14 protein-coding genes are annotated in these 21531 nt (G+C 55.8%); 7 read left to right on the forward strand and 7 right to left on the reverse strand.

Annotated features, from left to right (window positions below; translation table 11 throughout):
* Positions 1–1596: 1596 nt before the first annotated feature.
* The 5 genes from CGZ80_RS28835 to CGZ80_RS23270 all read left to right on the forward strand — a co-directional run bounded on the left by CGZ80_RS28835 (position 1597) and on the right by CGZ80_RS23270 (position 8161).
* Positions 1597–1794, forward strand: a complete 198-nt coding sequence (locus CGZ80_RS28835) for a hypothetical protein (RefSeq protein WP_094418074.1) — start codon at positions 1597–1599, stop codon at positions 1792–1794.
* Positions 1795–2400: 606 nt separating this feature from the next.
* Positions 2401–2877: a hypothetical protein gene (locus CGZ80_RS23245; protein WP_094418076.1), complete on the forward strand. Its 477-nt coding sequence runs from the start codon at positions 2401–2403 to the stop codon at positions 2875–2877.
* A 722-nt stretch (positions 2878–3599) separates the two neighbouring features.
* Positions 3600–3998, forward strand: a complete 399-nt coding sequence (locus tag CGZ80_RS23255) for a hypothetical protein (protein ID WP_094418078.1) — start codon at positions 3600–3602, stop codon at positions 3996–3998.
* Between the two features lie 2297 nt (positions 3999–6295).
* Complete coding sequence (locus tag CGZ80_RS23265) at positions 6296–6649, forward strand: hypothetical protein (RefSeq protein WP_233148615.1); 354 nt, start codon at positions 6296–6298, stop codon at positions 6647–6649.
* A 597-nt stretch (positions 6650–7246) separates the two neighbouring features.
* The gene (locus tag CGZ80_RS23270; RefSeq protein WP_094418081.1) at positions 7247–8161 is read left to right on the forward strand and encodes a hypothetical protein; all 915 of its coding nucleotides are present in this window, start codon (positions 7247–7249) and stop codon (positions 8159–8161) included.
* An 801-nt stretch (positions 8162–8962) separates the two neighbouring features.
* Here CGZ80_RS23270 and CGZ80_RS23275 read toward each other — a convergent pair.
* From CGZ80_RS23275 to CGZ80_RS23285, 3 genes are read right to left on the reverse strand one after another with little or no spacing between them, the layout of a single operon-like run.
* Positions 8963–9691, reverse strand: a complete 729-nt coding sequence (locus CGZ80_RS23275; protein WP_094418082.1) for an ABC transporter ATP-binding protein — start codon at positions 9689–9691, stop codon at positions 8963–8965.
* A gap of 5 nt (positions 9692–9696) precedes the next feature.
* On the reverse strand, positions 9697–10938 hold the full coding sequence (locus tag CGZ80_RS23280) for an ABC transporter permease (protein ID WP_094418143.1): 1242 nt from the start codon (positions 10936–10938) through the stop codon (positions 9697–9699).
* 5 nt (positions 10939–10943) lie between these two features.
* Positions 10944–12221 (reverse strand): efflux RND transporter periplasmic adaptor subunit, encoded by a 1278-nt coding sequence (locus CGZ80_RS23285; protein WP_143544113.1) that lies wholly within the window; start codon positions 12219–12221, stop codon positions 10944–10946.
* A 495-nt stretch (positions 12222–12716) separates the two neighbouring features.
* Here CGZ80_RS23285 and CGZ80_RS23290 point away from each other — a divergent pair, with 495 nt between their 5' ends.
* A complete protein-coding gene (locus CGZ80_RS23290) occupies positions 12717–13046 on the forward strand; it encodes a hypothetical protein (RefSeq protein WP_094418084.1) in 330 nt (109 codons plus the stop codon).
* 71 nt (positions 13047–13117) lie between these two features.
* Here the strand turns inward: CGZ80_RS23290 and CGZ80_RS23295 are convergent, their stop codons facing one another.
* Positions 13118–14674: a hypothetical protein gene (locus CGZ80_RS23295; RefSeq protein WP_094418085.1), complete on the reverse strand. Its 1557-nt coding sequence runs from the start codon at positions 14672–14674 to the stop codon at positions 13118–13120.
* A 133-nt stretch (positions 14675–14807) separates the two neighbouring features.
* A complete protein-coding gene (gene prfB, locus CGZ80_RS23300; protein WP_094418086.1) occupies positions 14808–15926 on the reverse strand; it encodes a peptide chain release factor 2 in 1119 nt (372 codons plus the stop codon).
* A gap of 132 nt (positions 15927–16058) precedes the next feature.
* Here prfB and mnmA point away from each other — a divergent pair, with 132 nt between their 5' ends.
* The gene (gene mnmA, locus CGZ80_RS23305; RefSeq protein ID WP_094418087.1) at positions 16059–17189 is read left to right on the forward strand and encodes a tRNA 2-thiouridine(34) synthase MnmA; all 1131 of its coding nucleotides are present in this window, start codon (positions 16059–16061) and stop codon (positions 17187–17189) included.
* Here the strand turns inward: mnmA and CGZ80_RS23310 are convergent.
* Positions 17186–18547 carry a DUF1552 domain-containing protein gene (locus CGZ80_RS23310; protein WP_094418088.1) on the reverse strand — a complete coding sequence of 454 codons (1362 nt, stop codon included), beginning with the start codon at positions 18545–18547 and terminating at the stop codon, positions 17186–17188. The genes mnmA and CGZ80_RS23310 overlap by 4 nt on opposite strands.
* Before the next feature lie 76 nt (positions 18548–18623).
* A complete protein-coding gene (locus CGZ80_RS23315; protein ID WP_094418089.1) occupies positions 18624–21200 on the reverse strand; it encodes a DUF1592 domain-containing protein in 2577 nt (858 codons plus the stop codon).
* Between the last annotated feature and the right edge of the window lie 331 nt (positions 21201–21531).

Consider the following 21531-nt stretch of genomic DNA (forward strand, 5'->3'; position numbering starts at 1 on the left):
GGCGATTGTTAGACTTGGCCATCGTAAGGTCCTGATGGAAGGAGTGTGCAGAGCGGTTCAACGTGAACCACTCCTTCCAACAGGATTGCTTCCCAAAATCAACCGCCGCGTAGCGGCTTACTTGAACAAAAAAATGCACCCGAGTCGCGAAGTCGGGCGTTTTGACAATGGACAATCTCTCGTCGCGACCGGGTGATTTTGGTCGTTCGCGCTGGCAGTTGTGACCGCAATGACCGACGCCTGTCGTCAATGCTGTTGATTGGTGCCCTCGAATCTCGCCCATCAGATTTCACGGGGCCTCTGTTTCCTATTGATCGCTCTTGATGTCGCGGTTTGATTGGTGCGCGGTCGACTCGGCCGATGAAGACAAGCCGACGCCTGGCAACCGATTGCGAGTGCAAGCACCGCGTTGCTGAGCAAGAGCACGGCTGAAGACAATCCGACGCCTGACGTTCCGACTGCTAGTTCGCAACTCGTTACCCTTCGCAATGCCGATCGAGTAAACTTGTCGGCAGCGGCGAGCTGCGAACTGTCGTCGTGGGTAAACCGCGAACCAATCGATGCACGTGAGCCGCCGAGTTGTGTTCATTGAAGTGGTTAGTCGTTTGCGGCGGCCACGTGATCGAAATCGTTATCCGACTGAAATCCGCATAGTCTAATTTGCTCCAAACCTTGCCTGACTTTTCCGTTCTACTCTTTGACCCGCTCACAGGACGGATTCTGAGACGCCTGAAACCCCACCTCCAGTTCCGCACTCGTTGTCCCGAACGCCACGGCGACGACCATGCAATTTGGTTTGCAACTGAGGAAGAAGCTCAACGGTTCATTCAGGACACAGTCGAGAGATACCCGCATGTCGGCTGGATATTACGGGGCCCAAACAACGAGATGATAGATCGGCTTGAGCCCGAGTGGTATGATTCATTCGACCACCCAATTCCTGCACGGTATCACGACAGAGTCAATAGAATGATCAAGCGTCGGCGACGCGAACTCCGGACCTGGGTCCGCTGGATGTTTAATGCATTGCGACCGACTAAACGGTCGTGATTGAGCGGATAACCATCGCGTGCACACGGAGCGGCGGTGGAGAGTTTACACAAGTGGTTGCCTGGCTTCCGCCGCCCGGTGACGCGTACCGTTCGCGCGGGTGGTTGCGACTGCGATAACCAACGCCTGTCTTCAATGCTGCTAAATCTGGCCCATTTGATTTCACGTTTCAACCGTTAGCTGATTGCTGCAATTGAAGTCACGGTTTGATCTTTGCTCCGAGACATCTGCTCCAACGCCTGAAGTGCCGACTGCAAATTGAATGCTCGTTCCCCCCTGGCGATTCAAATCGGGTAGACTTGTCGTCAGCGTGGCAGTGCAGACTGTGGTCGTGCGTACCTCGCGAACCCGACGATGCACGTGAGTCGCCGAGTTGAGGTTTTTGAAGTGGTAAGTCGTTCGCGGCGACCACGTGATCGTTACCGTTCGTCGCGGCTGGTGGCTGGAGTCAATGCTCGCGATCATGCTCGTCCCACGCCTGTTGATGCTGCTGCTAACCCATGCTTGACTTGGCCCAGCGATCGACGTTCGAACAGGTGTTTCCTGATGATCGAAATCGATGGAACGGTTCTGATTTCTTATGCTCGTTGCCGACTGCTGTTTGTTGCAATGCTTGCTGCAACGAAGCTCGACTTCAAATCGGAACGAACGCGAATCGAAGGATTTAAAGTCCGACGCCTGTCGACGGTGCTGTTGAAATTAGAGCCCGATTGGCCCGCGATGTTTTGGGCTTGGTACAATTAGTTTCTAGCGACTCGCTACAACCTGTCGCCGCTTGGAAGCCGGACGAACCATTGCGTGCACCCGAGTACGCGAGTCGTGGCGATTTGAGATGGTGACTCTTTTCCGCGTACCGGGTGACGCTGGACGTTCGCGCGGATAGTTGTGACCGCAATGACCAACGCCTGTCTTCAATGCTGCTGAATGTTGCGTTCGAATGTCGCCCATCGGATTTCACGGAACCTCTGTTTCCTATTGATCGCTTTTGATGTCACGGTTTGATTGGTGCGCGGTCGACTCGGCCGATGAAGGCAAGCCGAAGCCTGACAACCGAGTACGAGCACCGCGATGCTGAGCACGAGCACGATTCAAGACAATCCGACGCCTGACGTTCCGACTGCTAGTTCGCAACTCGTTACCCTTCGCAATGCCGATGGGGTAAACTTGTCGACAGCGGCGAACTGCAAACTGTCGTCCAGGGTAAACCGCGAACAACTCGATGCACGTGAGCCGCCGAGTTGTGTTCAATGAAGTGGTCAGTCATTCGCGGCGGCCACGTGATCGAAATCGTTCTACCGGTAAGCATCTACCACGACCTTTTGTGCAACTGCGTCGCCAGGCGTGTACCGAATGAAGCCTCCAGACTCGATACCCTACGCTGACTTACCCGACGATGACGACGCACGGCACGAGGCCGCTATTGAAGTATTTGGACGGCATCTATTTGCGATCCGGAAGTCTGTTGCTTCGTCGATCAGTGCGAATGTCAATGCATCAAAAGAATCTCGAAACCAAATGGGCCGGCTCCATCGTGTCGAATATGATGCAGCAGCAACGCTGACAGAAGATGATCGCGAAATCGCATTGCGACTCGCGCTAAAGAGTGTCGATCTCTTCATTCAACGTTTATTGGCACTGTTCCAATGCAACGGACTGTCCACGGACTTGAAGGCCGGTGATCAACATGCAATCGCGTATGAATTGCTGCTGACATTCATGCGAATTGACGATCTAGAGCCCATCGAAACCCACGCCGTGAACATAGACGGTGAGAAGATTATTTCCGAATACTTTGGTCGCTGGCTCAATCGGTATGGCAACGGATAGAATTCGGTAGAACCATCGGATGCACGACGAGTCGCCGAGTCGTGGTTATTGAAGTAGAGGATCGCTCGCGGCGACCGCGTGATCCGTACCGTTCGCGCGTGTAGTTGTGACCGCAAAGACCGACGCCTATCTTCAATGCTGCTGATTGGTGCGCTCGAATATCGCCCATCGGAAATCACGAAACCTCAGTTTCCTATTGATCGCAACTGATGTCACGGTTTGATTGGTGCGCGGTCGACTCGGCCGAGGAAGACAATCCGACGCCTGGCAACCGATTGCGATTACGAGCACCGCGTTGCTGAGCACGAGCACGATTGAAGGCAATCCAACGCCTGACGCGCCGACTTCAAATTCGGCACTCGTTACCCTCCGCAATGCCGATCGAGTAAGCTTGTCACCAGCGGCGAGCTTCAAACTGTCGTCGTGGGTAGACCGCGAACCAACCGATGCACGTGAGCCGCCGAGTGGTATTCATTGAAGAGGTCAGTCGTTCGCGGCGACCACGTGATCGTAATCGTTATCTGCCACGGAGGAGCAAAATGAATTCGCGTCGACTGTTTCTACTTTGCGTTCTCAGCTTCGTAACTGGCTGCAATGTACAGACTGGGGTTGCGCCGACTGAAGCCGTAATCACGGATTGTTCTGACCGGGACTTTGGCTTTGTTGGCACGTGGATACCCTCCCCAGATCCCCACTTTCCTGACGATATCAGCACTTTCGAGATGTCGATCGAACGCGACGGTTCGTATACGGCAATTTTGGTTGATGCCGCACGCAAGAATAGCGATCAGCTAGCTGCTAACTTTCGAACACACGAGATTTCCAAGGAACATCCTCACGCAATTGTCGAAATCGAACTGAAGAACAATGAACGAATTGTATATCGCCGACTCGCGATTGCAGCCGTTGAAGATGATCGCCTTTACCTGTGGATGATTGATGGCCGAAAAATTGGCGAACACTTATTTGATGACGGCGTCACTGCCGTGATTGAACACTTTACGTTTTCAACGACAGTCCGATGCGACTCAACACAACTGCTAGAATCGTTGTCGAAGCACTCTGGCGACATCGTTGGTGGTGCTCAGGTATTCCGACGCAAACCCAATGCCGGCAGATAACAAAGCGTTGAACCAGAGCCCTCGAAGAACCCGTCTTTTGAACACAGACCGGTCCGCTCGGGCCTGGTTAACGCCGACGTTCGCCGATTTGCGTGATGTTGACGAGCCTCCTGTTTTGAATCCATACGAACCAATCTCGATCTCCTCAACAACGCCGAAGTCCGCAAGCATGAAACCGAACGGTGCTCGACCGATATTTCGATTCCTCGCGGGGGTGATGTGTTGCCTTTTGCTTTTTGCAACCTACCGTCTTGTGTCCGATATGCTCGCAGCTCCCACGCCACATGGATTGTTCGCCATTGCTATCATGGCTTTTACGTTCGTAAACTTCGGTTGGATTTGCTGCACGGGTTGTCGCCCCCCGTTCCTTTACGCTAGGCCGCGCGCTGAATAGTTGCTGGCGACGTTCGGTCTTTGCTTTCCACTCGCGTAGTGCAATACTCGACAAATGTCCGCTGTAATCGCGGATAACCAATGGATTGCACGGGAGTCGGGCATCACGTGTTTTCGGCAGATCATACTTCTCACGGCTCGGCCCCGTGAATCCTGACGTTCGCACGGGTAGGTGCGCTGGTGCTATGCATCACTGCCGCAAGTTCGGTATAAGACTTCCGAGAGCATGGTGCTTGAATACGCCCATCTGATTTCACGGAACCGCAGTTTCCTGTTGATCGCACTTGATGTCACCGTTTGATTGTTGCCCTCGAATGAGCCCAGCAGATGCAACGGAACCTCTGTTTCCTATGATTCGCATTTGATGTTGCGGTTTAGTTGGTGCGCGGATGACTGGCTGGTGAATGCCGCTTGGGGTATTGCGCGTAAGTCGATTTGCGATTATTGGGATGACACGCACAAGCGAGTGCAAGCATCCGGCGCCTGACGTTCAAGTCCTGTAACCCTTCGCGATTCAGATCGAGTAAACTTTTCACGAGCGACGATGCTGCTGGCTGTCGTCGTGTGGGCCGTACGAACAACGTGATGAACGGTAGTCGCGGATGCTGTTGGTTCCTGGGTTCATGATTCTTGGCCGCGACCCCGTTATCACAACCGTTCGCGCTGGTAGTTCTTACCGCAATGACCGACGCCTGTCTTCAATGCTGCTGAATGGTGCGCTCGAATTTCGCCCATCGGATTTCACGGAACTTCTGTTTCCTTTTGATCGCAGTTGATGTCGCGGTTTGATCGGTGCGCGGTCGACTCGGCCGATGAAGACAAGCCGACGCCTGGCAACCGATTGCGATTACGAGCACCGCGTTGCTGAGCACGAGCACGATTCAAGACAATCCGACGCCTGAGGTTCCGACTGCCAATTCGCTACTCGTTACCCTTCGCAATGCCGATCGGGTAAACTTGTCGTCAGCGGTGAACTGCAAACTGCCGTCGCGACTAAACCGCGAACCAATCGATGCACGTGAGCCGCCGAGTTGTGTTAAATGAAGTGGTCAGTCGTTCGCGGCGACCGCGTGATCCGTGACGTTCGTCGTGCCGAGATCGGGAAATTTCAAGCACCTAATTTTGGAACACTAATCGCCCCTGATCTACACTAATCGAGTCCTGCTGGCCGCGTTGATCGGATGTTCTTGCCGTCTGACGAATGCTTGACATTAGCGTGAATTAGTGCTGATTAGTGTTTCAGCCTCTCTGACATTTCTCGCATCGCTTCGTCGCTGAGCGTATCGCTGACATCCAACGCCTGTCGAGACACCCAAAGCGATTGGCACTCGGCGATTCAAATCGATTAAGATGCGGTGAGAGCGACGCACCGCAAACCGTCGCCGATCGTAAATTCGACGAACCAATATCGAGATCGGGGCCCGGTTTCTCGGCCCCCTCTCACACTACCGGACATGCAGGTCCGCATCCGGCGGTTTGTTCCTAGGAAACAAACTTGCTCCAAGTCTTCTCAAGGCTCGCTAGCCCTTGCTGCCTGAGAGAGTCGATCGAGATCGCGGCATGCATCGCTGCGTTCACGGACACCTTCCAAGCGACGTGGCCGCTGCGAGCGTCCGAGAAGGATTTTCATCAAACTTGATCGATCTACAGCTGGTAGACTGCCTGTCGTCCATGTTTCGCTTTCGTAGAGAAGAAGCAATTATGCCGAGTGACTGACTTCGGAAGTCTCGCGTTGACATTGTGATAGTGCATCGACTTCAAGCAATCGGTTTTCCAACAACCAATTTTGCTTGCCGGCGCCCTGAAGAGGTTTTTATTTGGCCCAGAACGTCATGATGAACACACGATTTCTGCGCCGGCACGCTCTTTTACTTGCGATACTCTTGGTCACTGGTTGTTCCAAGATGTCAGGGGAAGAGGCAAAAATCCGCCAGGCATTTCCTTCGATCCCATCGGAAATGCCGATTCAAAATCTTGGCGAAGTGAGTTTCAACTCTGGTGTACCCAAGAAGATCGAGCTCGATGATGGGCAAGCCTTGCAGATCACGGCAACGGCACAGACTGATGGGCCCATCCAAATCATTGTCGAATATGAAGCGAAGAAGCAATCGATTGGCTCTGTTCTCAAAGAGTCGTATTCTGAACGCAAACAGTTTTTGCTGAAGCCCGGAATGCGATGTGCTCCGAAGCTGCGTGACGACCTCGCAATCGTGTTTGTCCCCAAGATCATCGAACCTGATACCAAGCCGCTTCCCTAGTCACATGCACATTTCAAACAGCGGTGCGAATGGAATCGGGGAGTGACGCTTGAATTGTTGAGCGGGTTGGCTTATCAGCCGCATTCGCGAAAGCGAGCAGTTGGGTGAATCGGTGTGAACATGTTTTTCCCCTCACCCCGGCCCCTCTCCCCCAAACAAGCTTGGTTGGCGAGGGGAGCCAGTGTGGAAAGAGAGACGCGTGACGCGTATTGTTGGACGCGCATGGCGGGAACCAATTTGCGATTTGCAATGTTCAGTTTGCAATTTGCAATCGGTTTGGTTGGGCGGGGACTCTCGCGGAGGCGCTAGCGCATGCAGATGTGGCTGGAGCGTGGGCTGCGCGGGAACCGTGGCTATCGCCATGCGGCTTAGGTTGTGGTGCATCACGTAACCGCACGCTATCGCGTTTCGGCTGATGGTTTTGTATCGAGTAACCGCACGCTATCGCGCCATCGGTTTGGGATTTGGTGAGACACGTAACCGCACGCTATCGCGCCATCGGCTGATGCGACGCGGTGTTGGAATTTATTGACGGGTTCTCGCGGCCATCTTAGACTTAGCGTCTATCAATCACCTCATGCCGCTTGGAATTTGTTGATGATCAAAGAAACAACGCTTGGTGTATCGCATCGTTTTCTCTTGGCATTGCTTGTGACGTTGCTTGTCGTTTCACAAAGTGATGCAGAAGACGATGGTGTTGGCCTGATGGCATCACTTCGAAATCACTATGCATCGATCGCACGCGAGATCACCCTCCGGTCGGCCGGCGATTCGGGCGAGAGGTTTGTGATGATGGAAAAGCCTGCGATGAGCTGGGCTAGTTTAGGTGGTTGGTCCGGCGATCTATTTGTGTGGACTGGCAACGGAAAGATCCAGGCAGTTGGATGTATCGGGGCTCAGCAAACGAGCGAAGAACAGTTCAGGGATTTCTATGAATTCCATTCGCTGGCAGCGGAACCGCTGGAAGACGTCCTGCTGACGCCCAAAATTCGCTGGATTCCCACTGACGACGCGGCGAATCGCGCACGGCTTGTGGGCGCGCCACTGCCGGCGACTTCGCCAAGCCTGCGACTCTCTCAGATGCGAAGACTTGCGAGGAGCTTTCATGTTGGCATGCAGGTCAACGATGACAACGTCGAAAATGAACTTCGTTTGCTCCCTCAACCAGTCGCTCGTGAATGCCGCGAATTGGATGACCGCGCAGAAAAGGTAGAGACAAGTGCCACGACCATCGACAGTGCTCTGTTCGCCTTTGTGTCGTCCTCCGGAACCGATCCAGAGGCATTTCTGTTGCTGGAAGCGGTCAGACAAGAACAGCAAACGGTTTGGATGTTTTGCGTTGTACGATTCACAACACGCGAACTGTGGATCAATCGAGACAACGCTGCCACAAAAACGATCGACAAAGTGACTGATCAAGCCATGCAAGGCTGGGCCAGTGGACTGATCAAGGATGCCTATTTTTTCACTTGGAACTCGACGTTCAGCCGGTCGGAGTTACTTCAGGACTGACAACGTCAAGCGTGTAATCAGCGTTCCCCTTTTCCTCGCTATCTTGCCCGTTCTCACTTGAAGGTATCTGACACAATACTGTTCGGCACGTTGGACGGGGACTTTCGCGGAGACGCTAAGGCATGGAGATGTGGCTGGAGCGTGGGCTGCGCGGGAACCGTGGCGATCGCCATGCGGCTTAGGTTGTGGTGCATCACGTAACCGCACGCTATCGCGTTTCGGCTGATGGTTTTGTGTCGAGTAACCGCACGCTATCGCGTTTCGGCTGATGGTTTTGTGTCGAGTAACCGCACGCTATCGCGCCATCGGCTGATGGGCGAAGGGCGACGATTATTAGCCGCATTCGCGATAGCGAGCGGTTGAGTGATTCGGTGTGAACGTATTTTTCCCCCTCACCCCCGGCTCCTCTCCCCAAACAAGTTTGGGCGGCGAGGGGAGCCAGTGTTGGTGAAGAGTCGCGTGATGCATTTAGTTTGACGCAGGTTCCGGGAACCAATTTGCGATTTGCAATGTTCAGTTTGCAATTTGCAATCCGTTAGTTGAGCGGGACTGGCGTGGAGTCGCAAAGGCACGGGGTTTTGCTGGGGCATGGTCTCGCGGGCGAACCGTGGCTAGCGCCATGCGGCTAAGGTTGTGATGAGACACGCAACCGCACGCAACCGCACGCTATCGCGCCATCGGTATTGGTTTTGGTGCGAGCGACGATCACTTTACATTGACTTTCGCGAAATGTGATTGCGTCCGCGGCCTTCCTACCGCGAACTCTTCGTCAATCGAAAGGTGCTCCTCAGTCACAATCGTTTACAGCGACTCGTCCGATTCGAGCGCTGCTTTTGCTTGGGCGAAGTCGGTTGTGTCGACGACGATTTCGCCGTCGCGGACGGCGACGGTTCGGCGTGCGGTGCGGGCGACGTTTAGATCGTGGGTGACCAATATCACGGTGATCTGTTCGGTCTCGTTTAGACGGTTGAACAATTCGATGACTTCGCGGCTGGTCTTGGTATCGAGGTTCCCCGTCGGTTCATCACCCATCAAAATCGAAGGCCGGTTCACTAAGGCTCGCGCGATCGCGACACGCTGCTGCTGTCCTCCAGAAAGCTGACTTGGGTGATGGTGATAGCGATCACCGAGACCGACGAGGTCGAGTACTTCTCGGGCACGGTCACGACGCTGGCGAGGTGAAACCTTTGTCCCATACATCAACGGCAGTTCGACATTTTCGAGCGCCGAGGTGCGATTGAGCAAATTGAAATTTTGAAACACAAATCCCAACTGTCGGTTTCGAATTCGCGCTCGCTGGTCGCGGGTCATCGTGACGATCTCTTCACCCGCCAATCGATAGCTGCCACGTGTCGGTCGATCAAGGCAGCCCAGCGTGTTCATCAGTGTCGACTTGCCACTGCCCGATGGGCCGACCAGGGCGATCGATTCGCCGTCTTCGATTTGCATCGTCACACTTCGCAGCGCATGCACCTGGACTTCGCCCAAGTCATACGTGCGCCCAATATCATTCAGCTCGATCAATGCCATCAGACTTACTCGTATCGCAAGGCGTCGATCGGGTCCAAACGGCTGGCGCGACGCGCCGGGTAGAAGCCAAAGAACACGCCTACGATTGCGGCGAAGCCCATTGCGACGAGCGCGGCCGGAATCGAAACGACCATCGGCCACTCGGTACCAGGCTTGTATGTGTTGATCACCACAGTGGCGCCCATCGATAGGGCGGTACCCAGTGCCAAGCCGATCAGTCCTCCGATGCTGGACAAGATGATCGACTCGATCAAGAACTGCCACAAGATATCGCGACCGCGGGCACCGAGTGCCATCCGGATCCCAATCTCGCGTGTCCGCTCGGTGACCGAGACCAACATGATGTTCATGATGCCGACGCCACCGACGACCAACGAGATGCCAGCGATCACGGACAGCATCATCGTCAGTGTGCCGGTGACGATGCCCAACATGCTGGAGACTTCTTCCATGTCGGTGACTTCGAAATCGGGTTCTTCTTGCGGGGCAATCTCATGGCGTTCGAGCAGCAGATTGCGCATTTGATCGCTTGCCCGATGCATTTGATCCATGCTGCGGGCGGAGACCATGATCGCGTGGATGTTATCAAGCGGGTCGCCGACCAAACGTTTTCGCACGGTTGTTTGCGGCATCAAGATCAAGTTGTCCTGATCGTCACCGACCATGTTCGCGCCTTTCTTGGCCAAGATTCCGATGACGCGTATCGGAACATTGTTGATTCGGATGGTCTGCCCGATCGGGTTGGTGGTGCGGAACAACTTGCCAATCAGGGTTTGCCCGATGACACAGACCTTGGCACTCGATTCCATGTCGGCTTCGCTGAAGAACGACCCGGCAGCCAACGGCCATGCCCTGACCTGCAAGAAATCGGGACCGACGCCGACCATTTCTTTGGGGCTCCAGTTTTCGTTTCCAAAGATGACTTGTCCGCCGGTCCAGATCATCGGCGACACCGCACGCACGGCGGAGCATTCCAGTGCGATCGCGTCGGCGTCTGCTTCGGTGAGTGTCGGCGCGTCGTTTCGCAGGACACCACGTTCACGCTTTTGGCCGGGCGTGACAAAGATCACGTTGGTTCCAAGGCCCTGAAGTTCGCCTTGCACCAATCGGTTGGCGCCTTGGCCGATCGACACGATCGTCGTCACCGCAGCGATCCCGATCACGACACCGATGATCGTCAAGATCGCCCGCATCTTGTTCTTTCGCAATGCACGCAGCGCGGTTCGTAGGGTATCGAAGAACGACATCGTGATCACATTGAGTTTTCGGAATCGGTTTGCTTGCCGATGACAAGTGAATCGCCGGCGGACAGGTCACCGGATTTCAATTCCGTAAAGCCATGTTCGCTAAGGCCCGTTACGATTGGCACGGCCTTTAATAATTCACCATCGATGACCCAAACATGGCGTTGGCTCCGTTGTCGACGGCGGGTGGCTTTTTCAGCGGCAGACATCAGGGAATCGTCTTCGGCAACATCACTGGTCGGTTTCTTCCATGTGGTCCCGTCGATCAGGTAGCGATCTTGCTCGCGGACCTGCTGAGCATCGTCGGGAAAGAACCGCAGCGCCGTGTTGGGCAGCTTTGGTACGTCTTGAATCGAATCGACTTCAAAAGAAATGCTGGCCGTCATTCCGGGGAGCAGTTTCAAATCCGGATTCTTCGTCTCGATCACGACCGGATAGGTCACCACATTTTGAGTTGTCGCGCTGCTGACGCGGATCTGTACGATCGAACCTTCGAACACCATGTCGGGATGTGCATCGACGGTGAAGGTTACGGGTCTGGATTCGGCTTGCGCTTTTTGCACCAGTCCAATGTCTGCTTCGTCGACCGACGCGAACACGTGGACGGTTTTGCGCAGGTCGGGTGCGACGATGAACAATTCGGGCGTTTGGAACTGGGCCGCCAAGGTTTGGCCGGGATCGATTTTTCGATCAATCACAATGCCGTCGACCGGCGCCGTGATTTCGCAGTAGTTGAGGTTCGCCATCGCGTTTTCGAGAGTCGCTTGAGCTTGCAAGATCGTTGCTTCGGCGACTTTGCGTTGGGCTTGTAACGACTTGACTTCGAAAGTCAGCGAATCCATTTCGCTTTCCGACAAGAAGCCTTCGCGTTTGGCACGTAGTTTTTCGCCGCGGTCGAAGTTATTGACCGCTTGTTGCAGCTCGGCTTCGATGCGTTCGAGTTCAGCCTTGCGGGTTGCCAAGGCGGCTTCGGCGCGAGCCGTTTCGGCTTTGAACAGTCGCGGATCGACTCGCGCGAGCACATCCCCCGATTTAACTTCGTCGTTAAAGTCGACGTTTAATTCGACGATTGGCCCCGAGACGAACGAACCGACAGAGACAGACCGTACCGGACGGACCTCACCGGTCGAATTGACAAAGCGTGTGATGTCGCCTTGGACGATTTCGGCAGTGTCCCAGCGAACGCGATGACGCTCTTTCCAGTATCGCATCGCGGGACCGGCAACGGCTGCACCGATTCCGCCTACGATCGCCAGGAAAATCAACCATTTAAGGACAGGTTTCATCAGCACGGTGCGGGGAAAAGGAACGTCGCTGTTCGGGTAGCAGGCTGTTGATTTTCGAGTGTCGCTTTTCGTTCCACGAATGTAGCGTTCTCTACCGTTGCTTTTGCGGAGCAAAAGCCGACATAGGGACAGTACAACTTAGAAAATCAATAGGCCGTCAGCTATCAACGCGGCCAGTTTAATCGAAACGAGGCGGTTAAGATGCCTGCTGATTTTCAGTAGCAGATCTCTTCCGATGTCGCCTTGTGCTCGCGCACAACATTGAAAAAGGCTGCTACTTTCGCGGTCACGGACAAGGAAATCAACGGGTTACTAAACTGCACCATCGATTCGTCGTCGGGGCGACGATCTTGGCAGACGACACGGCAATTTTGGGGAGAATTCACGTGCGGACCAGTTGTGTCATGCTGTCGGCGATCAATGGTGTGTCGGAGGAAGCGAATGCTTCTCGATCCAGTTTCACCTTTAGGAATCGGTTCAGTAGGAGACACAGTTATGGCCAAGTACTTTGTGCAATCCGGAACGCTTCGCACCACCGTCGACGCTGAGACCGGTCAAAAGGCGGCCTTGTGGGCCGTGCACCAAGCGATGCAGCAGGTTCTGCCTGTCGATGACGAGCAACATACCTCGCAGTGCAAAGCGTCATCGATCAGCGAGTCGGGTCCGCGTGTGATGGATCATCAAGTGACGGTCAGCGAAGTTGGCTTCGACGATGAACACCCCGTCCGCTTTCCAACGATGGACGTCGTGCGACAATGGAACGAGATGTTGGTCGCATTACAACGTCTAGAACAGTTACTTGGCGATCGAGGTTTGGCGGCCTAAAGCGATCATCCAAGAAGCCCCGCGAACGCGACAAACGCCGGGATGATGCTTGCGGGGTGAGTCTCCATTCGCTATCGCATTTGGTCAAGCAACGCTCGATGTTGGCGATGCACTTCTTCTTCGTATCTCAGCATCGCGTCATGATCGCGGTCGCCACTTTGGCGATCGATGGAGAATGATGAATTGCCAAACGGATCTTCTCGCGGCGGCATCCTGCCAGCAGCCCCAAGACCGATCAATCCCAACAAGAACGTGAGCCAGAACTGCACCAGGTAAAACCCTGCTGCGGAGCGAAAAAAGCCGAATCGTTTCCACAGCATGACGAAAGCTGCAAAGAGAATCGCCATCACCAACAAACCGCCCAGAACGGGCACAATCCCAGACAGATCAACATCTGCATTGGACCGTCTTGAGATTCGCGAAGCGGCTTTGATGATCACGCCTACGATCACGACCGCGACACCCCCAACGCTCATCGCAGCTTTACCACCCTGTCCTGAACCGCCCTGTCCTGAACCGCTTTTGTCGCCTCCGCCGAAGAGACGATCCATCACATACAGGCGTGGAATGAACAGGCAGGCGGCCATCACGATTCCAATCGGCAGCTGAAACACCATCATCACGAGATACCGCAACGAGACAATCGCCACCAACAAACCGAGCAGGTTGGAAACGCCGATGGCAACAACCATCCAGTGCTTTTTCACCCAACTCGACGGGCTCTTGGATTGCTGCCACTTGGCTTGTTGTCCGCCCGCTGAATGTGGCCCACCAGTGGCGGCGTGCATGGGCATCGATGTCGGAAACCCAAAACCGCCGTCGGCCGCTGGCTGCGTGGTGTAAGCAGGTGTGGCTGTCGCGAACGGGTCGTCAAATCCGCCGTTCGCAGGGGCGGCTGGTGCAGCGAAACCAGGCGACGCGAAAGCAGAGGCACTGAAATCAGGCTCGGGCTGGATGGGCGTTACGGTTTGGGGCGATGCGGCAGGAGCCATCGCTTGGGCGGTCGCCCCGATCGGGATCGCCGGCAAGACGGTCTCGCGAGTCGATGGCGCCGGACGGTTGGCAGGCTTGCTCGTCGGTTGATTCGCTGGCGGGTTTACTCGCTGGGCCGGCGACGCGACCGGAGTTTTCGCTGCTGACTGAGGTTCCGACTGGGCTGCTGGGCGGGCTTCCGAGCGGGCGATGGCCTCAGGACCGCGGGTTGCGGCAGAAGCAACCTTGTGGGCGGGCAACTTGAGCTGCGATGCACACTTGGGACAACTGATCGTTGACGGTCGGTCGAGCAGTTTGACAGCGAGCTTCGTTTTGCAGCTGCCACAGCGGACCTGAGTCTTGGCAGGTGTTTGCGGCTTAGCAGTGGTTTGCGGCTTGGCAGGGTTTTGCGGCTTGGCAGGGTTTTGCGGCTTGGCAGGGTTTTGCGGCTTGGCAGGGGCTGGTGGCTTAGCAGACGTGGAGGCGCGGGCTGCCTCATTCGCCCCGGCACGATGGGGTGCCGCGGCAGGCTGAGTCGCTGGCACCACACAGATGTTTTTGCACTTGGGGCAACGAACGCTTTTTCCAGCCGCGGAGGCGTCGACAGCCAATGTTTGTGGACAGGAATTGCACTGAAAACGAACTTTTGTTGACATCGCAGATCCATCGAAAGACAAGGGGGTAGCGATTCTACCCACAACGACCTGCTCAGACGATCACTTTTCTTCGCAATTGACAACATCGGTGCCGATCGAACGACACTGAGGTTCGATCGGCCAGTGTTCTTGCTTACTCGTCACCAACGGGAGCTGCGTCCCCTGCTTTCCAGCGGAGGAACGAGTCGAGGAAGCCTTGCAATTCGCTGCCGTCGAGAACGCTATTGAAGTTCCCAACGTAGTGGCCAGTCCGAGCGTCTTTGACGCGTTGGTCGGGGTGCAAGAAGTAGTTGCGGATCTGGCTACCAAAGCCGGTTTTGGCTTGGGTGTTGTACCTTTTGGCGTCTTCTGCCTCGCGTCGCTCCTCTTCCAAGCGGGCCAGTTTTGCTCGCAACATTTTCCATGCGGTCGCCCGGTTTTGGTGCTGACTGCGTTCGTTTTGGCACTGAACAACCACGCCACTTGGTGCGTGAGTCAATCGAATCGCGCTGTCGGTCTTGTTGACGTGCTGTCCACCGGCACCGCCGGCGCGGAAACGGTCTTCGCGGACGTCTTTTTCGTGGATTTCGATTTCGACGGAGTCATCGATTTCGGGGGCGACGCTAACGGCGGCGAAGCTGGTTTGGCGTTTTCCTTCGCTATTGAACGGGCTGATCCGGACCAATCGGTGGATACCTTCTTCGCCTTTGAGGTACCCGTATGCCATTGGGCCACGGATGGCGATCGAGGCATTGTTGATGCCGGCTTCTTCGTTGTCTTGGCGGTCGAGCAATTCCAGCTTGTATTCTTGGCCGACGGCCCAGGCGGAGTACATCCGCAGCATCATGTCGGCCCAGTCGTTGGCGTCGGTACCGCCATCGCGGGCGTTGATGGTCAGAATCGCGCCGGCGTTGTCGTTGGGACCACTGAGCAGTGCTTTGAGTTCGAGGTCATCGAGGATGCCTTCCAAACGCTCCAACTCGGTTTTGACTTCTTCGAGAAAGCCTTCGTCTTCGTCAGCCATCTCCATCAGTGCGTCTAAATCGCCGACGGCGGTGGACAATTCCTTCATAGGACCGACAATACTTTTCAGTCCTTTCAATTGGCCGACGGTCTTTTGTGCCGACTCGTTGTCGTCCCAAAAGGTGGGCTCGGCCATCTTGGCTTCGATCTTTTTGACCTGCTCGGATTTGGAAGCAAAGTCCAGCGATTCGGAAATCTGAGCCAATCGTTTTTTGATTTTGGCACCGCGTCCAACTAGTTCGGCGTCCATGAATTATCCGTAGTTCCCGATCGCGATGTCGATCTTGGACAGCGCGACGCTGATTCGTGTGGTCGATAAAGCAAACATGCGACCGGTCTGATCGCACGGCGATTTCATCCGTTAAAAGGTAAAGAACTATACATGGCACGCGTTGTTCTGGCGATGAGTGGGGGAGTCGATTCGAGTGTCGCGGCACACCTTTTAAAGGAAGCTGGGCACGAAGTTATCGGCATTTTCATGCGTCACGGAGAAGAATCCAGCGAAGTTTGTAAAGTCGACGCCGGCTCCGGAACCGCCCTGCCGGTTTTGGGGGGACTTGCGACAGGCCGTGCCGACCACAAACAGGGTTGCTGCACCGCCAGTGACGCGGCCGATGCCCGCCGTGTGGCGGCTTCGATGGGGATCCCGTTTTACGCTCTGGACCTTCAGGCCGACTTCCGCCGAATCGTCGATTACTTCGTCGATGACTACCTGGTCGGGCGGACCCCCAACCCCTGTATCAAGTGCAACCACTGGATCAAATTCGGACGTCTGTTCGATTACGCCGACGGCGTGGACGCGGACTATGTGGCAACGGGCCACTACGCCCGAATGATCGACGGTCAACTCCACCGCGGCTTGGACGGACACAAAGACCAATCGTATGCGCTCTTTGGGATCCGGCCTGACCGACTGGACCGGATGATGTTGCCGGTGGGCGATTTCGAAAAGCCAGAGATCCGCCGAATCGCCGAGGGCCTGGATCTGGGTGTGGCGACGAAGAAAGACAGCCAGGAAATCTGCTTTGTCACCCAAGGTCACCACAGTGATTTTGTCAAAGCCCGTCGCCCCGAGATGGTCGGCAGTACCGCCGGTGAGATGGTCACCGTGGACGGAACCGTCGTCGGCAAACACCAAGGCTACGAAGCGTTTACGATCGGGCAACGCAAAAAGCTAGGCGTCGCGCTGGGCATCCCGCACTTCGTTGTCCGGATCGAACCGGAAACATGCCGAGTGGTGTTGGGCACGAAAGAACACTTAGCGAGCGTCGGCTTGTCGGCCAACGAAGCCAACTGGTTGACCGACGATTTGTCAGGCGAGCTTTCGGTGCAGATTCGTTACAACGGTTCACCACACGTCGCCGAAGTCGAAATCGACGCGACAGACCGCAGTCGATTCACCGTGAAGTTTGACCAGCCGGTCGACGCGGTCGCACCTGGCCAAGCCGCCGTGGTTTACCGTGACACGCAAGTCATCGGTGGCGGCTGGATCGAACAATCGCGATCGGTCTAGATCACCAATCGGCCGTTGCTGTCACCGATCGCTTCGGCTGGCGTTCCCATCATGTCCAGCATCGTCAGGAACAAGTTGGCCATCGGGCATTCTTCGCCGGCGTCGATGTAACGGCCGGTTTCGATTTGTCCCGAAGCCCCACCGGCCATCACGATCGGCAAGTCTTCGTGACGGTGGCGGTTCCCGTCGCTGATCCCGCTGCCATAAAGCACCATCGATTGGTCCAACAAGCTGCCGCCGGCGTCGCTTGTCGCGTCTAGCTTTTCCACGAAGTAAGCGAATTGCTCGACCAAGTATCGATCGATCTTGGAAAGCTTTTCGATCAAGTCTTCTTTGTTTCGGTGGTGGCTCATCCCGTGGTGACTGTCGCTGATACCGATTTCGGTGTAGCGACGGTTCCCGCCCGCGTTGTCCAACATCATCGTTGCGACGCGAGTCGAATCGGTTTGAAACGCCAAGACCATCAGGTCGAACATCAAACGAGCGTGTTCACGGAACTGCTCGACGCGTCCGAAGGGAACCTCGATGTCTGGCAGCGCGGCCAAGTCATCACGCTCGCTTTGTTCGATCCGTTGTTCGATTTCGCGGACGCCCGAGAAGTACTCGTCCATCTTGCGGCTGTCGGTTTTGCCGAGACCCTTCATCAGGTTCTTGGCGTCGCCGCGGACGACGTCCAAGATGCTGCGACGGACGCGGTTCTTTTCACGACGCTCCGACGCATCACCGCTGCCGAACAAACGCTCGAAGGCCAAGCGAGGAATGGTTTCCTTGGGCATCGGTTGGGTTTCGTTGCGCCACGAGATGTTGCTGCTGTAAGCACAGCTGTAACCCGAATCGCAGCTTCCGGCATTGCGGCTTCCTTCGAGACCGAGTTCGATCGAAGGCAGGCGGGTCTTGCCGGTCAATTGTGATGCGGCCAGTTGGTCAACCGACACGCCCAAGCGGATGTTGCCGCTGGTTTTCAGTGGCCGTGCGGCGGTCAAAAAGCTGCCGCTGCAACGGGCGTGGTCACCGGCACCGTCTTTGTACCCGCGGCCGTTATCGTGTGTCAGGTTTCTGAACACGTTGATTTTGTCCTTCATTGGCGCGAGCGGTTCCAATGTCTTGGAGCACTGCCAATCACGCGGGTCGTCGCTGTCGCCTTTGATGGGCGTCCAATCAGGAACGATCACACCGTTTGGAAAGAACACGCATGCCATACGCACGGGACGTTCGATCGAGTCGGCCGACGCGTACGCGCTGCGTGCCATCGGCGTCATCGCTTCGAGCAAAGGCAACCCCAGCACGGCGCTGGTACCGCGAAGGAGGGTCCGTCGATCGAGACGCTTCGGTTGAGTCGGATTCTGCAAAAAGCTCATCGCGTTTTCGTTTGGGGTAGGACGGTGTAGGCGGGAACGGCCTGCGGAGATGCAGGACAAACGGAGGGAGGCGGGGTTATCGGGTGGGTGATTGGTAGCGGAATTGTCGACTATCAATGATCGCCGAAACAAGGTCAGCTAGTCGAAAGCCGTTGGGGCGGGTGGTTTCGATGACTTCATCAATTGTACAACGATCGTCGGGCGTCAACTCGCGGCCAATCGCAAACGTCAATAAACGCTCGGTCATTGTGCGTGCCAAGGCTTCGATTTCGGTGTCACCGAGCATTTTGCTGAGCTCGGCACCACCGTTAAAGGAACGCCCGTCCGGCATCGCACCGCTGGCGTCGATCGGGTGACCGCCGTCTTCGGTACGGTATCGGCCGATCGCGTCAAAGTCGTCCAAACCAAATCCCAGTTGATCCATCACGCGGTGGCATGACGCACAACTGGCGCTTTGGCGGTGCAATTCCAACTGCTCTCGCAGCGACGCGTTGGCTGCCGCGTCGCCGGATTCCTCTAATTCTGGAACCCCGGCTGGCGGATCGGGAGCCTTGATTCCCAGGATGTTTTCCAAAATCCATTTCCCACGCAGCACCGGGCTGGTCCGTGTCGGCATACTCGTCAACGTCAACACGCTGGCGTGTGAAAGCAGTCCACGGCGCGGGGTGTCCGCAAGCGAGACCTTCGCAAACTCGATGTGATCCGAAGAGTCAGCCGGCAACTCCAAGCCGTACAGTTTGGCCAGTGGCGAATTGACGAAGGAATAATCGGCCGTCAAGAATTCGCTGACCGGCAGATTTTCGCGGATGACGTGCATGAACAACATCTCCGTCTCGCGGCTCATCGACCGCTTCAGTTCGTCATCGAACATCGGGAAGCGTTGTTCGTCGGCTTCGTGACCGTTCAGGTTTCGCAGCCCCAGCCATTGTGCGGCAAAGTTCTTGGCGAGCGCACCGCCGCGTTCGTCGGCTAGCAACCGGGCGACTTGCGTGTACACTTCGTCGCCTTCTAACTTGCCTGCGTTGGCCAAGTCCAACAGCGTTTGATCCGGCGTGCTGCTCCACAAGAAATACGACAAACGTGTTGCCAGTTGAATCTGTGACAGCTGGTAGTCGCCGAATTCGTTCGGTTGTGCGTCTTCATCGGGCAGCTCTGCACGGAACAGGAACCGTGGGCTGACCAACATCGCGGTCAATGCGCGACGCATGCCGACGTAAAAGGATTCGCGTTCGCGGGTGGCTTGTTCGACAAGTTCTGCGTACGGCTTGATCTCTTCGTCAGTGACAGGGCCACGAAAGACCTGCGGCATGAACTCGCGCAAATTCTTTTCGGCCGTTTCACGCACCTCGCGATAGCGTCCACGGTCACGCGGCGGCAGGTGCCGAACGAGTTCGAAGTGCTTGGGCGGAAACGCTTTTTTGGGATGTCGGTCGGGACCGTTGACGCGGAACGAACGGTACATAAACGGATGGTCGCCAAAATCGATGCGTCGATCCGGAGCGACGGGTGTCGCCAAGTCTTCGACGACCTTTTTGGCAACCGCTTCTTCCATCGCGGGAACTTGATCGAAGCGTGTTTTGCCGATCTTTAGCTCGCGATCGTCATAGATCGGCATGAACGCGATCCGCTGTGCGCCTTGATGAAGCTTGACCGTTTGACGCATCGAGTCGGATTCGCCGCCACCGCCAAAGTACTTCAGTTCATCGACGGCGAGCAGCAACCCATCGCCATCAACAATTGCAACTTTGATCGGGTCGGCTTTGTCACTCGACACGCCCCCGCGGACTTCGACGCGGTAGTCGCCGTCAAAGGGAACGTTGAGATCGATCCAAGCAAAGCTTTCGCGATCGACAAAACGCCCGTTGAAGCTGCCGACTTGAAACTGGCCGTAAACAGGAATCTGGTCGGGGGCCCAATCACGTCCGATCGATGGCAAATCGTCGGGGTCACCGATCACTTTCGAAGCGACGTCTTCGGCCGCCTGGAAATACTTTTCGATCAACATCGGACTGAGCGACAGGACGTCCGCGTTGTTGTCAAAGCCCGCGCCGACTTCGTCCGACGGAAACTTGTTGGCCGGTTGCAAATCCAAACCGAACAGGTCGCGAATCGAGTTGTTGTACTCGCTGCGGTTCAATCGGCGGACGGTGACCTTGCCAGCTCGGGGACGCAGGTCACAAGTAGACGAGAACGCGGCGTCTTCGAGTGCACGGACGAGCTGTTTGCGTTCTTCGATCTCGGGAGTGTCGTAATCTTCGGGTGGCATCGCACCGAAGCGAACCATTTCCAACACCCGTTGGACTTCTGCCGGGCTGAGGTTGTCGAGTGTTTCGAACGGAGTCAGGTCCAGCCCGGCTTCCTTGTAGTCTGCGTTGTGGCAATCGACGCAGTACGTTTGCATCAGCGGCAAGCCGTTCTGTTTCCAAGCGGCAAGCTGGTCCGATTCGGCCGGATGGTCGCTCGCCGGCTCAGATTCTGTTGCGTCGCTCGGTGGTTCTGCAAACGCGGCCTGACCACCCAACAATGCTGCAAGCACAGCAGAAGCGGCGGTCCAAGCAATCGTCTTGGTGATGGCAGTTGGCTCAGCAATCAGCTGACGAACCTGCGTTCGCTGCAGGCAAGACGCGAGCCATTCGATCTTTGGATCGGGCACAAACGCTCAGGGGTAGTGGTGGAGGCGGGACCGGATATCGATCAAAATCGACCGTTCCGGCGTGTGGTGGGGAGAGCTGTATTGTAGAAATCTGGCGATCTATTTCCACCCAAATCGGCTGACAAGGCGGTTGAAGGCAGGCTGAGACGGCAATTTATTGCAGGGATGGCGTATTCACGCCAGTCAAGGCAAGGGCGATTCCCCCCTAAAGGTTGCCCAGAAAGTAACGTCCCCCGTTGGAGTCTAACCTTTAGGCGATTTTCGGTTCCCTGCTTGCGGCGATGATGCCGGCGAAAAAACAAAGCCACTCAACCGCTGGCTATCGCCAAGG

Origin of the sequence: Rhodopirellula sp. MGV (genome assembly GCF_002251265.1) — a bacterium.
In the GTDB taxonomy this organism is placed as follows: Bacteria; Planctomycetota; Planctomycetia; order Pirellulales; family Pirellulaceae; genus Stieleria; species Stieleria baltica_A.